14 protein-coding genes are annotated in these 19,179 nt (G+C 48.8%); 3 read left to right on the top strand and 11 right to left on the bottom strand.

Translation table 11 applies throughout. The features are described from left to right. Window positions 1-541 precede the first annotated feature (541 nt). The 8 genes from EKM70_RS10075 to EKM70_RS10040 all read right to left on the bottom strand — a co-directional run bounded on the left by EKM70_RS10075 (window position 542) and on the right by EKM70_RS10040 (window position 8,873). Window positions 542-2,605, bottom strand: coding sequence for an LTA synthase family protein (locus EKM70_RS10075; protein ID WP_125547528.1), 2,064 nt, complete (start codon window positions 2,603-2,605; stop codon window positions 542-544). A gap of 141 nt (window positions 2,606-2,746) precedes the next feature. Continuing rightward, entirely contained in the window at window positions 2,747-2,983 is a 237-nt protein-coding gene (locus EKM70_RS10070) for a YkuJ family protein (RefSeq protein ID WP_020089680.1), read from the bottom strand. An 87-nt stretch (window positions 2,984-3,070) separates the two neighbouring features. Continuing rightward, window positions 3,071-4,096, bottom strand: coding sequence for a lysylphosphatidylglycerol synthase transmembrane domain-containing protein (locus EKM70_RS10065; protein WP_125547526.1), 1,026 nt, complete (start codon window positions 4,094-4,096; stop codon window positions 3,071-3,073). Window positions 4,097-4,100: 4 nt separating this feature from the next. Further along, complete coding sequence (locus tag EKM70_RS10060; RefSeq protein WP_125547524.1) at window positions 4,101-5,123, bottom strand: glycosyltransferase family 4 protein; 1,023 nt, start codon at window positions 5,121-5,123, stop codon at window positions 4,101-4,103. 16 nt (window positions 5,124-5,139) lie between these two features. Continuing rightward, window positions 5,140-6,318, bottom strand: coding sequence for a glycosyltransferase family 4 protein (locus EKM70_RS10055; protein ID WP_125547522.1), 1,179 nt, complete (start codon window positions 6,316-6,318; stop codon window positions 5,140-5,142). Between the two features lie 189 nt (window positions 6,319-6,507). Continuing rightward, window positions 6,508-8,238 (bottom strand): phosphoenolpyruvate--protein phosphotransferase, encoded by a 1,731-nt coding sequence (ptsP, locus tag EKM70_RS10050; RefSeq protein ID WP_125547520.1) that lies wholly within the window; start codon window positions 8,236-8,238, stop codon window positions 6,508-6,510. Next, entirely contained in the window at window positions 8,238-8,504 is a 267-nt protein-coding gene (locus EKM70_RS10045) for a phosphocarrier protein HPr (protein WP_057879076.1), read from the bottom strand. Before EKM70_RS10045 ends, ptsP begins: the two co-directional genes overlap by 1 nt. 168 nt (window positions 8,505-8,672) lie before the next feature. Further along, window positions 8,673-8,873 (bottom strand): hypothetical protein, encoded by a 201-nt coding sequence (locus tag EKM70_RS10040; protein ID WP_125547518.1) that lies wholly within the window; start codon window positions 8,871-8,873, stop codon window positions 8,673-8,675. 291 nt (window positions 8,874-9,164) lie between these two features. On the opposite strand from EKM70_RS10040, the gene EKM70_RS10035 reads away from it, so the two are divergent. Both EKM70_RS10035 and EKM70_RS10030 read left to right on the top strand, forming a co-directional pair. Then, entirely contained in the window at window positions 9,165-11,408 is a 2,244-nt protein-coding gene (locus tag EKM70_RS10035; protein WP_125547516.1) for an ATP-dependent Clp protease ATP-binding subunit, read from the top strand. A gap of 143 nt (window positions 11,409-11,551) precedes the next feature. Continuing rightward, window positions 11,552-12,637, top strand: a complete 1,086-nt coding sequence (locus EKM70_RS10030) for a MucBP domain-containing protein (RefSeq protein ID WP_125547515.1) — start codon at window positions 11,552-11,554, stop codon at window positions 12,635-12,637. A 138-nt stretch (window positions 12,638-12,775) separates the two neighbouring features. On the opposite strand, the gene EKM70_RS10025 is transcribed toward EKM70_RS10030, so the two are convergent. Continuing rightward, window positions 12,776-14,209: a C69 family dipeptidase gene (locus EKM70_RS10025; protein ID WP_125547513.1), complete on the bottom strand. Its 1,434-nt coding sequence runs from the start codon at window positions 14,207-14,209 to the stop codon at window positions 12,776-12,778. A 272-nt stretch (window positions 14,210-14,481) separates the two neighbouring features. Here EKM70_RS10025 and EKM70_RS10020 point away from each other — a divergent pair, with 272 nt between their 5' ends. After that, window positions 14,482-15,837 carry an FAD-dependent oxidoreductase gene (locus EKM70_RS10020; RefSeq protein WP_125547511.1) on the top strand — a complete coding sequence of 452 codons (1,356 nt, stop codon included), beginning with the start codon at window positions 14,482-14,484 and terminating at the stop codon, window positions 15,835-15,837. 124 nt (window positions 15,838-15,961) lie between these two features. Here EKM70_RS10020 and EKM70_RS10015 read toward each other — a convergent pair whose 3' ends face one another. Next, window positions 15,962-18,082, bottom strand: coding sequence for an L-type lectin family protein (locus EKM70_RS10015; protein WP_125547509.1), 2,121 nt, complete (start codon window positions 18,080-18,082; stop codon window positions 15,962-15,964). 302 nt (window positions 18,083-18,384) lie between these two features. Further along, on the bottom strand, window positions 18,385-19,179 hold a 795-nt coding region (locus EKM70_RS10010), incomplete at its 5' end, for an LPXTG cell wall anchor domain-containing protein (protein WP_164506375.1).

Below are 19,179 nucleotides of genomic sequence, written 5' to 3'. Positions count from 1 at the left end.
GATGATGGCTTGAATAGCTCATCGATTGTTGTTACTTTTTTATAAAAGCGAATTGACTTCGCAAATATTGTTTGGGTCTGATATAAATATCAAACCGCCCTACACATATTTGGTTTGTCGAAACAATGTTCAGTTTTCAAAGGTCTACCTTGTCGCGGATAACCAACTCCGTGACAACTTTTAAAGTATATCATGCTGTCAAAACACTGTCAACAATTTATTTAAACATTTGACTGAATAAATATTGGGATATTCGTCCCTGATTGAATAAATATTCTTAACAACGGTTACTACTATATCAATAATTAAACTGACCGTCAAGCCTTTTTAATAATTAATCTAGCCGGTGTTTCTCGCCGTCGCAACAGAACATTCATAAATTGACAACAGAAAGTAGTTTACCAATAACAGCCACACCGGTCAACCCCTAAATGCATATTTACCAAAAATGTTTCCTCCGCCCCCTGCGAATCCCAGAAGAACGGTTTATGGTACAAAAAAATGCGCTCACACCATAGTGGTCTGAACGCATTTCCTCATACTATTTTAGTTCTGGGGCATCGGTCTTATAGTCCGAGACGGTACTCTTACCATCATTCTTAGACAGAACACTGGTCTTCTCTTCCTTTTGTGCCTCTGCCAACTTCTCCATTGCTGGGGTGTACTTGTAGGTAAAGGACGCCTTATCCACCTTTTTGAAGTTCTTTGGCGCATAGAAACGCAAGAGATCACCATAGATCACCCGATCAGACAGAGAGAGCTCCGTTGTCACATGGTTCTGTAGCTGGTCAACTTCTTTCTTCTGTGCCGCCGTCAGTGTGAGGACTTTCCCCGTCTTCGTATCATAGACGGTCCCCCCCACCTTCATATACTTCGGTGAGACAAAGTTTCCATTACGAAAGGCCACCGTCTGGTTTCGATTCTTAGCCAAGAGATCCTGACCAAACTGAATCGTATCCTGGTTCTTAACCCCTAAGAGGTCTAACAGTGTAGGTAAGACATCAATTTCGCCGCCATAGGTGTGATTGATGCCCCCCTTCAAGCCATCTGCGTGAACCATGAAAGGGACCTTCTGGAACTGCGTCAGATCATAACTGGTAATCTTATCCTTACCCAGCAGTTGCGCAATCGCCGGGCGATGGTTGTTAGAAATCCCATAATGGTCCCCATAGGCTACGATCACACTATTCTTGTACAGTCCCACCTTCTTCAGGTAGGTCATGAATTCCGCAAACGACTGATCAAGGTAGTGGGCCGTTTGAACATAAGGGTCCACGGTCTTATCACCCGTCTTCGTCGCTGGGAAGTCCGTATTCTTCTTATCTAACTCGTAGGGGTAATGGTTAGTCAGTGTAATTAGCTTAGCATAGAACGGTTGTGGTAACTGTTCGATGTACTTAGCCGACTGCTTGAAGAAGATCTTATCCTTCAACCCATAACCGACACTGTAGCCAGGCTTCTCTGTATACGCACTGGAGCTAAAGAAGTACTGGTAACCCCAGGACTTGTACGTGTTATCCCGGTTCCAGAAACTTGGCACATCCCCATGGAACGCTGCGGAACTGTAGCCAGCCTCTTGACTCAGGATCGCTGGTGCCGCCTGGAACGTATTCTGCGTCCCATAAGTCGTCATCGCCGACCCCTGTGGTAACCCAAATAAGGAATTCTCAAGCATCATTTCAGCATCGGAGGTCTTCCCTTGCGCCACCTGGTTATAGAAGTTATCAAACGACAACGTATTGTCATTATGATAGAACGCGTTCAGAGTAGGGGTAACCTCTTTGCCATCCACCTTGTAGTCAATCAAGAACTGCTGGAAACTCTCCAAGTGAATAATGAAGACGTTCTTACCCTTCTCTTTACCGTAATAAGAAACATTCGGACTAACCCGATTCTGCTTTAAATACTTCAACACACTCTTCATGTCTGAAGCATTAGCGCTAGCTCGCGTCGCACTTTCCTTCTGAGTCTGGTAAGCATTAAATGCCGCATACTCGTTAAGTCCCAAGTACTTGACGATATAGTTGTTATCGAAGGTCCGCGTCAATAATCCAGACCGGTCCGCATTCGCCATCCCAAACTCAGCAAACATTAACCCAAAGGACAACACCGTAATTGACAACGCATACCGCCGTTTGAACGGTCGTGGATCAATTCGAATGACATGTGTCACTAGTAGGATGATTAACACGATAATATCAACGTAAACGAAGAAATCATACAGATGGGTAATCTGAGCTAGACTCTTACCCAGGTTGTTACCAACATCACTCGAACCCTTCATGATCCCAAATGACAGAAAGTCAGAGAACTCTCTGTAATACACAACGTTTGCAAAAATCCAAGTGGATTCTAGCACGTCGATAATCAGCATTAGCCAGTAGGCTAACCTGCCCCGGAAATACAGGGCAATCCCGAATACCAACAGGGCGGCCGGTAGTGGGTTAATTAGTAGTAAAAACTGTTGCACACTGCCCTTAGCACCTAAGGTAAACTCAGTCTGATAGGCAATGTATGTTTTTACCCAAAATAAAACGACGATTAACAGGAAAAAGCCCATACGGGTATTTAGCCAATTCGTCTTCCGCTTAAAAAAGTTCGCCATGAGACTGCCTCCACATAATAATTAACATCACTCAAGTATAGCTGATATTATCGGGTAATCAATCTGATTAAGGAACCTTTGGAAAAATTCAATCTTTTCCCGATATAATAAAAAAACAAAACTATGGCACCCATAGTTTTGTTAGTTATCCGTCAGTAAATCAAATAATTCGATAGCCACCAAATCGATGTTATCAAATTCAAAAGTCGTTTCCGGATTATGTTCGGTTAACGTGTAAGTGTGAGTAGCTTGGTTAAAGACAACCGTTGCCTGCTCAACGCCTTCCTTTTCAAAACGACGGGGCTGTGGCTCGTCGGTAGCATCCTCTTGCATCGCCTTTAAGCGATTGATGATGCCAATCAGTTGAGATTCTTCCATGATTGGTCCCCTTTCTAGCTTTCCACTAATGATTTTACCAAACTTAGGCCCAGATGACACGCCCAAATCAAGAAAAACTCATTCATTTCACGAATCCGATTCTTCTATGACCCGATCTGGGCGAATAACCATCGCCACTAAACCAGCCAACATTCCGAAATAGTAGGTCAACAGTCGCCAGAGAATCATGGCCAGAACTAACTTGCTGTTCGACGAAATGTAGCTCCGAAAGATCATTTCGAAACTATACTCCGCCCCACCGGCCCCACCGGGGATTGGAAAAAGTGAAATGACCATGACGATCAGAACGTGAAAACTGGTCACCATAATGATATTTGCCGATGTGTAGCCGAGGGCCAACATGATAAAGTATGGAATTAGATAGTAAAAGGCCAACTGAAAGAACGTGATCACAAAGACCCGAAGCATCAGCTTTCCCTTTCCGCTAATCCGAACACTCTCGGCGTAGAAGGAATCGATCTTACCATTGATGTTACGTGACATCCGCTCATAACGCGCCGGCTTCACAAACCACTTCACCGGATAGAGCACCAACGTCACCATCTTCTTGGTAAAGTTATACCAGAACATCACCATCAATAGGCCTACAATAACGGCCAAATGAATACAGAAACCAAAGACCACCAGCCAGACCAGGGCGTGTAACTTATCTTGAATTTGATTAAAACCAATCACGAGTGCAATTAAAAAGTTAACAACAATCATCGATTGATAAACCACGAACTTCATCAATAGAATCGAACTGGCCTTCCCCGCATCGATCCCCGTTTGCATCAAAGCAATGAGTTGCGCGGGTTGACCACCCGAAGAAAACGGAGTGATTCCGTTAAAGAGTTGTTCCACCATTGGAATCCGTAGCGCATCCTTAAAGGTGAAACCGGTGATTCGATCAGAGATAAAGACCTTCACAATCCAAGCCTCTAGCCCCAGATAGATAACCATGCAGGCCACAGCTATCCCAAACCACCAAAAGTTAATGTGAACGAAGTCGTTCACGAGGACAGAAAACTTAATGTCCCGGAGTGAATAGGTGAAGATCGCAATCCCCACCAGAAACATAATCGTTAAGACCCACTTATTTCGACGGGACATGCCACTACCTCACTTTTGCTTGCTGCTGATAAAACTGCCGCCAGATCTCCGTTAAATGGGCCTCGGAGTATCGTTCCGCCGCCGCTAGACTTTGCTGATGCCAGTGTTCCATGGCCACCGGGTTCTGTGGCAGGTCATGGAGCTGCTGATTCATCTCGTCATAATCCTTAGCCGGTTGATAGTCTCCCGCGATGATCGCCTGATACAGGTCCAAATCACGCAGTAATACCGGTGTTCCCGTACTAAAGGCTTCTAAAACCGACATGGGAAAAAGTTCGTTGAACGATGGTAGCAAGAAAAGATCTGCCATGTTGTAGTACTCGACGAGCTTATTGCGATCGACAATTCCTGGAAAGCTCAGATTAGCTGGTGGATCATCAACGACCTTCTTTAGAGCCGCGTACCCATCCGTCATCCGGCCGAATGAGAATCCCCCGGCCCAGATGAATTGAATTGAGGGATTGTTCTTCGCCAATTTAATAAAGTCAAAGAGTCCCTTGCGTTCCTGAATCTGACCGATACCCAGCACCGTAAATTTCTGCTCATCATAACCGTACTGCTGCCGTAAAGCCATCTGTCGGTCGTGATCCACCGGGTAAAATTCCTTACGGCTCACAAAGTTAGGAATGTAGGTCACCCGCTCTGCAGGAATCCCGTATGCCACTAACTTAGGAATAAAAGTCGGGTTGACCACCACAATGTGGTCCATCCGCTTATAAAATGCAATGACATATTTATAGAAGATTGCCCGGAAAGGTTGTGGAATCTTCAAGCTTCCCTCAAGCGTCTCCGGTAAGAAATGAACGTACCCGATCTTGCGGCCCCGGCCAGGCAGAAAAGTCGACAGATAGTACGTCGGGTTAATCGTGTGGTAGTGGGTCACGTCCACCCGACTGTATTTATTAACCGTCACCTGAAACTCATCATGTAACCGGGTCTTAAGTAGGTTCATTAGTTCATTGTAGGCACTCCCCACGCCCTGCCCCTTAACGGAATCGGCTGTGGAGAACATATTAATTTTAAGCATCAAATAACTCCCTTAATCAATCACTAAAATCTGGCGTATCCTCATGCGCCTCTTCGTAACTGGCCTGGGCGTCCTGATAAAAGGCAATGACCCGTTGACCAAAAGTATCGGCGGAGATTTCTGCTAGCTTGCGGGCCAACAGTTCTGGATTCTGTTCCTCATCCCCATGTTGCAAGTAATCGACCACGTTGGCCACCATCTGATCCTCTGTCGAGAAGGTCACACCCAGTGTCCGGTCTGACAGTAAGTCATCAGTATAGGGGCTGGTCATGACCACAATCTTCGTCCCAGCGGCCATGGCTTCAATGTAGGTCAACCCCTGCGATTCTGAATCGGAGGACGAGAGAAAAACGTTTGCCATGTGGTAATAGTGGAACACTTTATCATTGTCAATTTCACCGGTAAAGGTAATATGATCCATCAAGCCCGCATCCTGCGCCTGTTGCTCCAGATCTGCTTTGGCCGGGCCATCCCCGACAATCAAAAGCTGGGCTTTAGGAACCTGCGCCAAGATTCGGGGCATAGCCGCAATACTGGCCTTGATATTCTTCTCATAAGCCAAACGACTCAACGACAGGATTACCGGCGTATCGGCATCATAGCCTAATTGGCGCCGAAGATTAGCCGTATCTGGTTGCTCATATTGATGAAGATTTACCCCAGTCGGAATAATCCGAATCGGCGCTTTAACCCCATAATCAGTTAAGGTCGTCAACACCCGATCACTCGGTGCAACCACCCCAGTCAGATGATAGCAAAAGGCCAGCGTCGCCTGTTTCACGTGCACCGGTTTTAAAATCTTACCATTGGCCACATAGTGAAGGTAATCTTCATACATGGTGTGATAGGTATGTAGGCAAGGAATTTCCAAGTTACGGGCCACAAACTTACCAATCCACCCCATCGAGAACTCTGTCTGAGTGTGCACGATGTCTAAGTTCAGTTCCTTAGCAATCTGGTAGGCCTGAAACAACCCCCGTACCGCAATTCGCCTGTCTGTAAACGAAACGAACGGAATGCTTGAAAACCGAAAGACATTTCGTTCATAAACATTCCGTTCGACGTGTGGATCAGTCGTGGTAAAGATATACACCTGATGGCCCTGTTTTTCTAGTTGATCGCGCAACGTCTTGATCGACGTTGCCACCCCACTCACTTGAGGGAAATAGGTATCCGTAAATAAGCCAATATTCATCGCCAATCCCCCTTGCGTCTGCGTTTGGCTAAACCTTTTCTAACAGTACTAAATACAATCATCACAATTATATGGGTTTGACTAGGGGATTGCAAACCTCAGCCCCAATCGCAAAACAAAATTAAAGAGACGGTCTCCTAAGCCTTTACAGCTGGTCCCGTCTCTTCGTGATAGTTTCGATTTAAAAGCCTATTCCAGAACGTCAGGCACGGCGGCTTGAACCATCGTGATGACCTCCTGGCTGGTGCTAGCCGAATTAACCGCCGTCTCCGCCAATGACGTGAGCTCGTGGGCATCCAACTGACTAATGAGCTCGCGAGTCTTCAAGATGGCGTTAGGCGCCATTGAGAACTCATCTAAGCCCATTCCCAGCAATAGTGGTACTGCAATGGGGTCTCCCGCCATTTCACCGCACATCGCGATAGGAATCCCCGCAGCGTGGGCAGCCGAAATGACTTGGTCCACCAACCGCAAAACGGCCGGATGATACGGTTGATACAGATAGGCCACGTCTTGATTGGTGCGATCGGCCGCCAAGGTATAGCCAATAAGATCGTTTGTCCCGATACTCATGAAGTCCACTTCGGCGGCAAATCGGTCGGCAAGTAAGGCTGCGGCGGGAACTTCCACCATCATCCCCACTTCAATTTTTCCCATGGCCACTCTGGCCGTGGTGAGTTTGGCCCGCTCATCGGCATAAATGGCCTTGGCCTGGCGAAGCTCATCGAGCGTAGTAATCATGGGAAACATAATTCGTAATTTACCGTAAGCCGAGGCTCGAATCAATGCCCGTAATTGGCTACGAAAGACTTGTTGGTGAGCCAAGCTCTGACGAATGGCCCGCGAGCCCATAAAGGGATTGGCTTCATCCTGAGCTGGGCGATAGGGTAACGGCTTGTCCCCACCAACATCCAAGGTCCGGATGACCACCGGTCGCGGTGCCATGGTCGTCAAGATCTGTCGGTAAATCGTGAACTGTTCATCCTCCGAAGGGAGGTGGTGGGCATCGAGGTACATGAATTCGGTCCGTAACAGGCCAATGGCCTCGGCCCCGCCAGCTTCAACTCGTGGCAAATCGGCAACGGTGCCCATGTTCGCCGCGAGCGTCACCCCGACCCCATCCTTGGAGACGGTCCCGTGATGACGAATACCGGCCAAACGTTCTTGATTCTTCTGTCGCTCGGTCATTTCTCGTTTAGCCGTCGCGATTTCTTCTTCATCTGGAGCCACCACAACGTTACCCTGGGACCCATTAACGATGACCATGTCGCCATTCCCCAGTTGCTGGGTCGCCACCTGAGTCCCCACGACGGCTGGCAGATTCAATGACCGTGCCAAGATCGACGAATGTGAGGTCCGCCCACCGGTATCGGTGATGAAACCCAGGACTTGTTTCGGATTGACCGCAATGGTTTCACTAGCAACTAGATCATGGGCCACGACGACCACCGGATCGGTCACTAAGGCCAGATCAGGTAAGTCCACGCCAAGTAGCTTGGCTGTTACGCGTTTCGTCACCGCCCGATACGTTGCCAGGCGTTGTTGCAAGTACGGATTATTTTGCAGACTCGTCAGCCGTTGCTCGGCATCGTGGGTAACCGCAAGTAGCGCGGCCTCGGCATTGATCCGTTTTTCCTGGATAAGCGCCGTGACTGGATCGACCAGCTCGGCGTCCCTAACCATCGCCATTTGCGCAATAAAAACCTGGGCACGATCCGCACCCAGGTTTTTATTTACACGAGTTTTTATCGTCTCAATGTCCGAGGCGGCTGCTACAAGGGCCTGATGGAATCGCTCTATCTCATTATCAAGATTTTGAATTGACCGCTGATGAATCTCAAGTTGCGGGTCAACCAGCCGAAAAACTCGGCCACAGGTTATCCCATCACTCGCAGCGATCCCCTTGAGCATCGTCTTCATTATTTAGATAAACCCTCTTTAACCATGGTATCTGCAACAGCCTTCATTGCGTCGGCTTCGTCGTCACCATCGGTAGTGATCGTAATGTCAGCGTTTTGGCCAACACCTAATGACATCACACCCATGATAGACTTTAAGTTAACGGACTTGTCTTGGTACTGCAAGCTAACCTCTGAGGTGTACTTGCTAGCTGCCTGAACTAATAAGGTTGCAGGACGGGCATGGATACCAGTTTCGGATGTTACATGAAATTCGCGTTTTTCCATAATTGATCGATCTCCTTTAAGCTTAGGTTGACTTCTTATTGACGATGGCTCGCCTTGACCTTGCGCAGTGGTCAAACAACCATTGAACGAGTCATGCCTACCTACTAAGAATATCAATCTAGCCACTAAATTACAAGTTGTTAGTGAACCGCTTACATAAAAAAAACGTCATTCGCCGTTATTTCCGGCATCATGATCATAATGATAGATGAGTTTTCCGTCTTTGTGAGCTTGGCCAACCACCCGTTTACGGGTATCAAAAGCCATAAACGCTTTCTGAAAGGCCGGGAAGTTCGCTGGCGTCACTTCAAATTGGTCAATCTTACTATCTTTGAGCTGATTCAATAAATCCGTGAAATCTTCCGCCATATTGCCACCCCCACTTCGTTGTTTCCTATATATTCTACGGTGCATTCTGGGCTACGTCAAAAGAAATTTTTAATTTCCGAGACTGATTTTAGCATTCTATGGGAGAGAGTGCTAAAATAAAAGGCGTTCGTGAGGTAATCCCTCGTACCACGCGGTTACTGGGTGAAACAAAATACTTGCACCCCCTAATCAACGCGGTATAATGTGGTCAATGGTCAAGAAAGGTCAAAGCCTTTTAACTGACCCGTGGGACTTCCCACGAGAACTCCAGGCAAGAAAGGAGACGACAAGATGCTATGTCAAAATTGCCACCGCAATGAAGCAACGATTCACCTTTACATGAGTGTAAATGGGCAGCGGCAACAAGTTGACCTATGCCAAAATTGTTACCAGCTGCTGAAACAGCAACAATCAAACGATTCTGGAAATGGAGGTGGCCGTATGGCACAAGATCCATTCGGCTTTGGTAACCTGGATGATATTTTCCGGGCCATGCAAGGCGGTAACGGCAACGGTAATCCTTCAGATTATCGTCAAGCTTCCGGTCAAGGCAGCCGGCCAACCCAACCATCTGGGAACCAGGGCTCTGGCAATGGCCTACTCAATCAGTACGGTCTGAACCTCACGCAACTGGCTAAGGATGGCAAGGTTGACCCCGTCATTGGTCGGGACAAGGAAACGGCACAAGTCATCGAAATCTTAAACCGGCGAACTAAGAACAACCCCGTTCTCATCGGGGAAGCCGGTGTTGGGAAGACGGCCGTCGTTGAAGGCCTTGCGGAACGGATTGTCGAAGGCAACGTTCCTCAAAAGCTCGCCAACAAACAAATTATCCGCTTAGATGTCGTGTCCTTAGTTCAAGGGACCGGAATTCGTGGTCAATTTGAACAACGGATGCAGCAATTGATGAAAGAGGTTCAGTCCAACCCGGACATCATCCTCTTCATCGATGAAATTCACGAAATCATGGGTGCTGGAAATGCCGAAGGTGGCATGGACGCCGGGAATGTTTTGAAGCCCGCCCTCGCCCGTGGTGATTTCCAATTGATCGGGGCTACCACGTTAAGTGAGTACCGTGATATTGAAAAGGACCAAGCGTTAGCACGGCGGTTCCAACCCGTTACGGTTGACGAACCCAGTGCCGACGAGGCCGTGAAGATTCTTAAAGGGATTCAAAAGAAATATGAAGATTACCACCACGTTCACTACACGGACGACGCCATCGAGGCCGCTGTTCGGCTGTCAGACCGTTATATTCAGGACCGTTTCTTGCCCGACAAGGCGATTGACCTGTTGGACGAAGCCGGATCTCGAAAGAATCTGACAATTAACGTGGCGGATCCTAAGGCGATTGATGAAAAGATCAAGTCCGCCGAAGGACAGAAGCAAGATGCCTTGAAGCAGGAAGACTATGAAAAGGCTGCCTACTACCGCGACCAAGTGACTAAACTCGAAAAGTCTAAGGAATCAGCAACAACGGCTGATTCGAACACTTCGGTTGAAGTCACGGTTAAGGATATGCAAGACATCGTGGAAGAAAAGACTAGCATCCCCGTTGGTGAACTCCAAGCTAAGGAACAACATCAACTCAAGAGCTTGGGAACTGACCTAGAGAAACACGTCATTGGCCAAAATGAAGCGGTCGATAAGGTCGCTCGGGCTATCCGGCGTAACCGGATTGGGTTAAACGGAACTGGACGGCCGATTGGTTCGTTCCTCTTCGTAGGTCCTACCGGTGTCGGGAAGACGGAGTTAGCCAAGCAATTGGCCAATGAACTCTTTGGCTCAACGGATGCGATGGTGCGTTTCGACATGTCTGAGTACATGGAACCACATTCCATTTCTAAGTTAATCGGGTCTCCACCTGGCTACGTTGGATACGAGGAAGCTGGTCAATTAACGGAACAGGTTCGTCGTCACCCTTACACGTTGATTCTGCTGGACGAAATCGAAAAGGCGCATCCCGACGTTATGAATATGTTCTTACAGATTCTTGACGACGGCCGCCTGACTGATTCCCAAGGGAGAACCGTATCCTTCAAGGATACCCTGATCATCATGACCAGTAATGCCGGAACCGGGGACGCTGAAGCCAACGTTGGTTTTGGTGCTGCCGCTAATGGCACGACGCATTCCGTATTGGGCAATCTGACCAACTACTTCAAGCCAGAATTTCTCAACCGTTTCGACGATATTATTGAGTTCAACTCTCTGAGCAAGGACAACTTGATGCAGATTGTGGATCTCATGATTGGTGACGTTAATCAGATGCTCGCTGGCCAAGGCCTCCACATCCACGTCACGAAGCCCGTCGAGGAACAACTGGTTAAGAAGGGTTACAATCCTGCTATGGGGGCTCGTCCACTGCGGCGGGTCATCCAAGAAGAGATTGAAGACCGGATCGCCGACTTCTACCTGGACCACGCCGATGTTAAGAATCTCGTGGCACGGATTGAAGACGACAAGATCACACTGGCTGCCGACAATGATGCCGACACCACATCCTCGACCGATTCAACTTCTACGAAAGCTTAAGTTTGCTAAGAGATCTGCGACCTAGTCGTAGATCTCTTTTTTTGCCTGATTTGCCTGACTGTAACCCGTTACAATTTCAGTTATTGGGCATCACCTAAAAATGGTATACTAGATTTTAAAGGAAACTTCTGGAGGTGACTAGTATGGCTTTTTTTGACTGGATCAAACGACTCATCGAACCCAAACCCCGACGGCGACAACCGCAACCGGTGTCACCCACTCGACGTCTGCCTTCAGCGCCCCTTACTCGGGCCGAGTCACCAGTCACGCCACCGCAGCCCCCGATTCCCCCACGCCCGTCAAAACCTCAGGTACAGCCTAAACCGGCCCCATTAGGACCAGCGGCAACCTTAGTGGTTCGCTTAGTGGATGAAAGTGATCGTCCCTTACAACCAGCCCTCGTCATGACGGGCCATCAGGGTGAGCCGATTCATTACCATTTCCCTGACATCACCGGCTATGCCCTGTTACGAATCGAAGGGTTCACCCAAGACTTCATCAGCGAATATGGGCTAACGACCGTCATTTACCGGCGCCGACTTGGCCAACCCGTGATCGCCTATCTGGTAGACTTTGATTCTGGTCGTTTACTGGAGCTCCCCCAGATTCATCGGGGCGGACTGGCAACCTCCTACACCCTGACACCGCCCAACATCTCTGGCTACCATATTTTCCAGGCCCAGGGACCGCAGCGTGGGCGATTCACTGACACCCCGGCCATGGTGGTCTACTACTACCGCCGGGATGCCTGGCAAATGGTCCAGCGTGTTCATCAGTACGTCTTTCTACAGGCCGACCACCAGGTATATGATGAGCCAGCGGGCTTAGCCTACAACTATCAGTTTCCAGCCGACTCGCTATGGCGTCTCTTCATGGTGGTCACCCTGACCAACGGCGACATCTGGTATAACTTCGGAGGAAATCAGTGGCTGGCTGCAGAACAAACCGTTCGCCGCGACCATCAAGTCGTTCAACCAGCCCTGCCACCGGTATCGCGCTGGCAACCTGAACCGTTTGACCGCATGGGGACCGTCGATTACGTTCCTGGCTCGGCAGTCTCTATCTACCGTGAGCCATACGGCGAGACGGCTGGTCAGATTGACCACGGCGACCCCCTCGACATCCGGGGACGCATCATCGATGATCAGCAACTGGTCTGGTATCAGATTGGACCGGAAGCCTACATCAATGCCCGTTACGTTCGGTTAACTCCGATTGCAACCCTTTAACTTATAGCCTAAAGTTAACTCCGTAAAATCTCAGCGATTCGACGGAGTTTTTTTTGCAATTAGCTATATTGACTAATAAGTTCAGATCGAAAATAGGCGGCCCGGCAATTTGTCAGGCCACCTATTAAATAACTCACATTATAAGTTCTTATCCATGTTAAACGTCAATCGAGAAAGCGTCAGGCCCTTCTCAATCAAATCGTTGGTGAATTTCGTCGTTGTTGCCCGCATGATTTCCGTCACACGGTGGTTTTGCGTCGTCAGGTAAGCCGTTAAGTCGTCCCCTTCGAAGTTTTGAGCGCCCTTCAACGCCTTGGCCACGTGTGTCCGCAGTGTTTCTTTAGCAGCGGTCACATAATCCGTGTCCTGTTCGATGAAGTCAACGTAGTGAGATTCCACAATCATCGACAACTTCCGATACATCCAGTAAGCACTCACATCATCCAAATGGACCGGCGTTAGGCTGTAAGAAGGATCGGTGTCGGTGGCATTGGCAAAGAACGGCACATAGGGACTGAAGGCTGGCACACCGAAGCAGACCCACATGATGGCAGAACTTGCCTTAGGGACGTCGTTACGCAACTGTAAGACGTGAGAGTTCTGCGTCCGGTTCATCGAGATTGGCCGGAACTTCAGCCGGTCAGCTTCATCCCCCGGGCCCAGTGGATCGTACTTGGTTTCATTGTAATGAGAACTCAGAATATATTCGACATCTTCCACACTAATCTTGTGGCTCGTCCGACAAATGAACGGCAGGTCACTGGATTGTGGGTCCTGAATAATTTCCGGATTCAAGCAACGTTGACCATACCAAACCCGTGGCGTGTTGTAATGCCGGTCTTTCTCAGTACTCGTTCCGAAAATATGACGGAAATTCCAGCCATCTTGATCGGGATTCAAATGATTGGTCGTGACAAAGTCCTGAATACCTTCAGAGAACATGAAGTTATCGGGGTCATCGAAGGCCACTTGTTGAATCGCAACCTGGTTAGCGGCGATGGCATAGGCATCATCCGGAATCCGCTGGGCAACCCAATGGTGTCCGGTAACAATTTCCATATACCAAACCTCGTCGTTATCGGAGAACAAGACCCCGTTGCCTTCAGGTGAGCCATACTGCTTGATGAGCTGACCCAAGTAACGGACCCCATCGCGAGCAGAGTTAATGTAGGGTAGGACTAAAGTCTGTAGCGAATCTTCAGCCAGACCGTTAGCGACCAGCGGATCGAACGCGAGTGCCTGTGGATTCCCATAGACACTTTCAGTGGCACTCATTGCCACATTCTGATCGTTGATCCCACTCTCAGCGTATTCCCCCGTCTTATCGGTTTCGACGTTAGGGGTTGCCAGGTAACGGTGACCATCGCTAGGAATGGGCGCCGTGAACCCATTTTGATTAGAGACCCAGGTCCGGGCTGGCTGATCATGTTCCGCCGGATGGACGTAGAACCGTTGTGGTGTCAACGCCAAGAAGGTGTCATCATTTCTAGCAATCATGGTTGAACCATCAACCGTTGCTTGTTTCCCGACCAGTACCGTGGTGCAGGCCGTCAGATGCTTTGCTGCTTTCATTCGAACTCCACTCCTTATGTCTAAATCGTCTGACCATGGCGATTTCGTAACCTGATCCGTCACAGTCTATAGCCCATAGTTTACCGCTTTTATGGGGTTAACACTAGATCCCGACGGATTTTATCAGGTCCTCTAGGTGTTACACATTTTGAAATGTGTTGACATTTAAGCCAAGTTGTCTAAAATAGAGTTGTAACCAAGTTTTATTTTTTTGATTTAGTTTGTGAAGAATGCTTCAAATGATTTTAATACTAATTTGGGAGGCCCTATTCATGAAAGTTACAGTAGTTGGATGTACCCATGCCGGAACATTTGCCATTAAACAGATCTTAGCCGAGAACCCCGATGCCGAGGTGACTGTCTACGAAAAAAACGACGTTATCTCCTTTCTTTCCTGCGGTATCGCCCTGTACCTGGGCGGCAAGGTTGCCGATCCTCAAGGACTCTTTTACTCTAGCCCTAAGGAATTGGCAGAACTCGGTGCCAACGTTCAGATGGGCCACAACGTCTTAAATATCGACCCTGAATCGAAAACGGTTACAGTCGAAGACATGTCCACTCATGAACAAACAACCGACACCTATGACAAACTGGTAATGACTTCTGGATCATGGCCAATCGTGCCGAAAATTCCGGGCATTAACAGTCCACAGGTCAAGCTGTGTAAGAACTGGGCCCACGCGCAGGCACTGATTGAAGACGCCAAGACTGCCAAGCATATCACGGTTATCGGGGCCGGCTACATTGGTGCTGAACTGGCCGAAGCCTACTCGACGACCGGTCATGACGTCACCTTAATTGATGCCATGGACCGCGTCATGCCTAAATACTTCGATCCCGAATTTACTAACGTCATCGAACAGGACTACCGTGACAACCACGTCCAATTAGCCCTCGGTGAAACCGTCCAAAGCTTTACCCCCGAGGATGGCCGCCTGACCATTCAAACCGACAAAGGGAGCTACCAAACGGACTTGGCTATCCTGTGTATTGGTTTCCGGCCAAATACCGATCTGCTTAAAGGTAAAGTTACGATGGCCCCCAATGGTGCCATCATTACCGATGACTACATGCGTTCATCCAACCCAGATATTTTTGCCGCTGGTGATAGTGCCGCCGTGCACTACAACCCAACCCACCAAAACGCCTACATTCCATTGGCAACGAATGCCGTTCGTCAAGGGATTCTTGTGGGTAAGAACCTGGTTAAACCAACCGTTAAGTACATGGGGACGCAGTCCTCGTCCGGATTGGCACTCTACGGCCGGACCATCGTTTCCACTGGTCTGACCCTGGCAGCCGCTAAACAACAAGGCGTCAATGCCGAACAGGTGATCGTTAAGGATAACTACCGGCCAGAGTTCATGCCAACGACTGAACCCGTACTGATGTCACTGGTTTACGATCCAGATAGCCGCCGGATTCTGGGTGGGGCCTTGATGAGTAAATACGACGTCTCACAATCCGCCAACACCCTCTCCGTCTGCATCCAAAATGAAAACACGATTGACGACTTGGCCATGGTCGACATGCTTTTCCAACCAAACTTTGACCGGCCATTCAACTACTTAAATATCCTAGCCCAAGCCGCACAGGCCCAGGTTGCAAAACTCGCACCCGCAGAATAGGTGTCGTTTAACGCAAAGGTCCCCACAACACGTTCCGTGAAGAACATGTTGTGGGGACCTTTTTGTCGTCGGCTTAAGTGTGCCAACGACAGCTATTTTTATCGTTCATTGCGTTTGCCCTAGTCTAGGGAACATTATTCAGAGTCCAAGTAATCGTCGATTCGTAATCACCTTGGACCGCACCACCGTCGACATCTAGGAGCAGGCCCGATTCATCCTGCCAGTTGCCCACAACATCCGTCACATCGTCCGTATCCGTGGAGACCCCATTGCTCACGGTGATGGGATCGCCACCAATTGCCGTCTGCCCATCTTCATCATAATACCGTAGTTCACCGGAAAGCGTTCGCCCATCCGAAGAAACAAAAGGGGTTGCGGTGACCTGTAACGTCCAAGGGGCACCCGCCTCACGGGTATCCAGAATCTTAACTTGCCAATCTGAGGTCCGCTTGATCTGCTGGGACGACCCAGTTAATGAAGTCTTTTCAAACGAACTGGCCTCGGCCACCGCCTGAAATGTCAGTTGGCCAGGAACGATGATCGTATAGGTGACCTCATTGGAGACGTTCTGGTAAGGGTCCGTCACCCAAAGCTTAAGACTATTGCTGCCGGCTTTTAGCTGCCCAGGAGTCAAGGTCAGGTCAAACCGACCATCATCCCCGGTTGGCATCTTAAAGTCTGGCAAGGATGCCCCATTGAGAGTACTGGAAACGGTCATATCGTCATTGCTCAAGTCGACACCTTCTGGAATAATCACCAGACCCTTAAAAGTTGCACTGGCCCCCACCTCAATCTGGACACTCGATCCAGAGAGTGAAAACAGGTTTAACTCCAGGGTTGGATTCAAGGTAAACGCTGAAGTATCAGTCGTGACAACCCCGTTAACCGCGTTAAAGGTAGACGCACTAGCCGCCACGCTAGTCGCTCCCTTCACATCCTCGGCCGTCCCCGTCAGCGTAATGGTTGCCCGCGGATTAGCCGTACTCAATGCGGTTGGCAGTGACCATTCGATCTGATTATCCACCACACCATTCAAACTCAGGCTACTCGTGGTGCCATCGGAATAGGTAATTTTTGCCGTGTCATAGTTCAGATGAGTTGGCAGACTCATTTTGGCGGTCAGGTCCTTCCAGGACTGTTTTCCATCCAAGTAATTGAGCTGGTAATCTAGTTGGAACTTGTGACCGCCTTTAAGAATGCCACCATCATCAATGACCTGATTGGTGTCCTTGTCCGTCAGTGTTGTGCTTGCCTTAGCATCTACTAGACCCGGAATCTTTTCCATCACGACTAAGTTATTTTCATAACTACTCCCCGTGGCACCCGTAAATCCCCACTGGATCTGATCGGTATGATCCGGATCAATTTTATCGAGATCTAAGGTTGCCTGCTCACTTACCCCGGGTTGGTCGGTGCCGTCCACCGGGTCCTTGTCATTAAACGTGTAGGTTAAAATCTTAGAATCGGCTTTCCAATCCACCGTCAAATGATGCCAGGCCCCGTTCGACAGCAATGTATAGTCGCCGTTCAGAACCCCTTCATGTTGTTGACGCGCGTAATAACCAGATGAGGGAATAGGCAGTAACTGAGATGTTTTTACCATGTTATAAGTGGCCACATCCCCGGGATAACCGTTGGCCAAGTGAGGACCGTCAAAATCAACGTCAAAGGAATCGGCATCCCCAGCATTCGAGTAGCTGGTCGATTTATTTAAATGTGTATCAAACTCCAACGCCCAGCTGTTTTGAATCGCTGAGGCCGCAATTTTATCCGCAGTAGCTTGCTTCCGATCCGTGGCAATTCCCCAAACGCCCAAGGTTTCACCGTAGATCGTCTTTCCAAAGGTTGGGGTGGCATTCAGTCCGCGAGAATCATTTTGGAAGACCAGTGCCATGCCATCTGCGGCTTTCTTCCCCGTATTTCCAAAATAAATCCACATTGAAGCGGTTTCATTCTTTTTTAAATTAAACACATTGTCGGCGGTTGACCAAATTGCCCCAAATTGGTTTTTCCCATTGTTAACCTTGGCTGCCTGAGTTCCGGTAATTGCCGGATTGGTTGTCGTAACCACTGCCGCCGTATTGTTACTGGTTGTTCCAGGTGTAAAGATATTTTCCAGTGAGATCCCTTGCGGAGCGGTCTTCAAGGCATTGTCATAATCCGAATCCGCATAGCCCATCACATGTTGACCGAGACCTAAGACGATCCCGATTATCAACCCTAGCCAAACTTTCAATTTCTTCATAATCGCTCCTCTCCGCCCCCAAAAGATGTTGGGTCGCAATTACCCGTCAGTGAGTCACTTTCTTCGCCAAAAGAATACCATGCGCACACCGCTTAAGGGGTAATTTATCAATTTTAAAAGCAGAACCTTCGAAAATTGACGGAGTTATGGGAAATCATAAATTGAATAATAAAAAGGGACTAATTTCAACTTTCGAAATTAATCCCCATTTTGTCTCATCATCCCATTTGGTCAGGTCAGTTAGCCGGACTCCCCTCCCAATGAACTAGACTCTCTTCAATTCTGTTGGTTGTTAATGTTACTTACTCTTCTCGACGCTTATGTTTCATGAAGCCGGTCCCAAACAGACTGACTAACAGCAGGCCTAGCCAAGTCCAAGAAGATTGGGCTTCACCCGTCTGTGGCAGACGATCAGTCGTTGATCCGGATCCACCACCCAGCGCTGAATAACTCAAATCAGTCGACCCATTACCACCAGTCGTGGCATGGTCAAACTCGCTACCAGAGACTGGACTGTCAATCTCATCCTCGTCGTCAGTTTCCACTGATTGTGAGCCTTGACCAGTACCCAATTGGTCACCAGAACCTGTGTCCGTGGTTGAACCACCAGTGTTCCCAGTGGACCCTGTTTCTGTATCTGATTCGCTACCGGCCGTTGATCCAGAACCTGTTTCTGAACCGGCACCGGTATCATTTTCATTGCCATCACTAGTACCAGTCTCGTTGCCAGTGTCACCGCCGTTACCGGTATCACTGCCATTGCCATCATCAGAGTCGTTACCATCGGAACCAGATCCCGTCCCAGAACCATCACCTGAACCAGAACCCTCTTCAGATCCATTGTCAGAACCATTGTTTCCAGAACCATTTCCGCCAGTCCCTGGGCCCGTCACCGTACCCCCATTGCCATTGTTGTCCCCTGGCTTGTTGCCATTGGCATCGCCATCTGAGTCTCCGTTATTGTCAGAACCGCCTTGACCATCGCTACCATCGGCATTACCGTCTGAGTCTCCGTTATTGTCGGAACCATCCTGACCGTCGTTACCATCGGCATCACTGTCAGAGTCTCCATTATTGTCGGAACCATCTTGACCGTC

The sequence above is a fragment of the Levilactobacillus lindianensis genome (genome assembly GCF_003946095.1).
Classification (GTDB): Bacteria; Bacillota; Bacilli; order Lactobacillales; family Lactobacillaceae; genus Levilactobacillus; species Levilactobacillus lindianensis.
The sequence above is the reverse complement of the archived record's forward strand: the minus strand, read 5'-3'. Positions and strand labels throughout refer to the sequence as shown.

Coding starts and splice junctions, on each gene's coding strand:
- EKM70_RS10030 (WP_125547515.1), top strand. CDS start 11,552: ATGGCTTTTTTTGACTGGATCAAACGACTCATCGAACCCAAACCCCGA.
- EKM70_RS10045 (WP_057879076.1), bottom strand. CDS start 8,504: ATGGAAAAACGCGAATTTCATGTAACATCCGAAACTGGTATCCATGCC.
- EKM70_RS10040 (WP_125547518.1), bottom strand. CDS start 8,873: ATGGCGGAAGATTTCACGGATTTATTGAATCAGCTCAAAGATAGTAAG.
- EKM70_RS10020 (WP_125547511.1), top strand. CDS start 14,482: ATGAAAGTTACAGTAGTTGGATGTACCCATGCCGGAACATTTGCCATT.
- EKM70_RS10035 (WP_125547516.1), top strand. CDS start 9,165: ATGCTATGTCAAAATTGCCACCGCAATGAAGCAACGATTCACCTTTAC.
- EKM70_RS10055 (WP_125547522.1), bottom strand. CDS start 6,318: ATGAATATTGGCTTATTTACGGATACCTATTTCCCTCAAGTGAGTGGG.
- EKM70_RS10070 (WP_020089680.1), bottom strand. CDS start 2,983: ATGGAAGAATCTCAACTGATTGGCATCATCAATCGCTTAAAGGCGATG.
- EKM70_RS10060 (WP_125547524.1), bottom strand. CDS start 5,123: ATGCTTAAAATTAATATGTTCTCCACAGCCGATTCCGTTAAGGGGCAG.
- ptsP (WP_125547520.1), bottom strand. CDS start 8,238: ATGAAGACGATGCTCAAGGGGATCGCTGCGAGTGATGGGATAACCTGT.
- EKM70_RS10075 (WP_125547528.1), bottom strand. CDS start 2,605: ATGGCGAACTTTTTTAAGCGGAAGACGAATTGGCTAAATACCCGTATG.
- EKM70_RS10065 (WP_125547526.1), bottom strand. CDS start 4,096: ATGTCCCGTCGAAATAAGTGGGTCTTAACGATTATGTTTCTGGTGGGG.
- EKM70_RS10025 (WP_125547513.1), bottom strand. CDS start 14,209: ATGAAAGCAGCAAAGCATCTGACGGCCTGCACCACGGTACTGGTCGGG.
- EKM70_RS10015 (WP_125547509.1), bottom strand. CDS start 18,082: ATGAAGAAATTGAAAGTTTGGCTAGGGTTGATAATCGGGATCGTCTTA.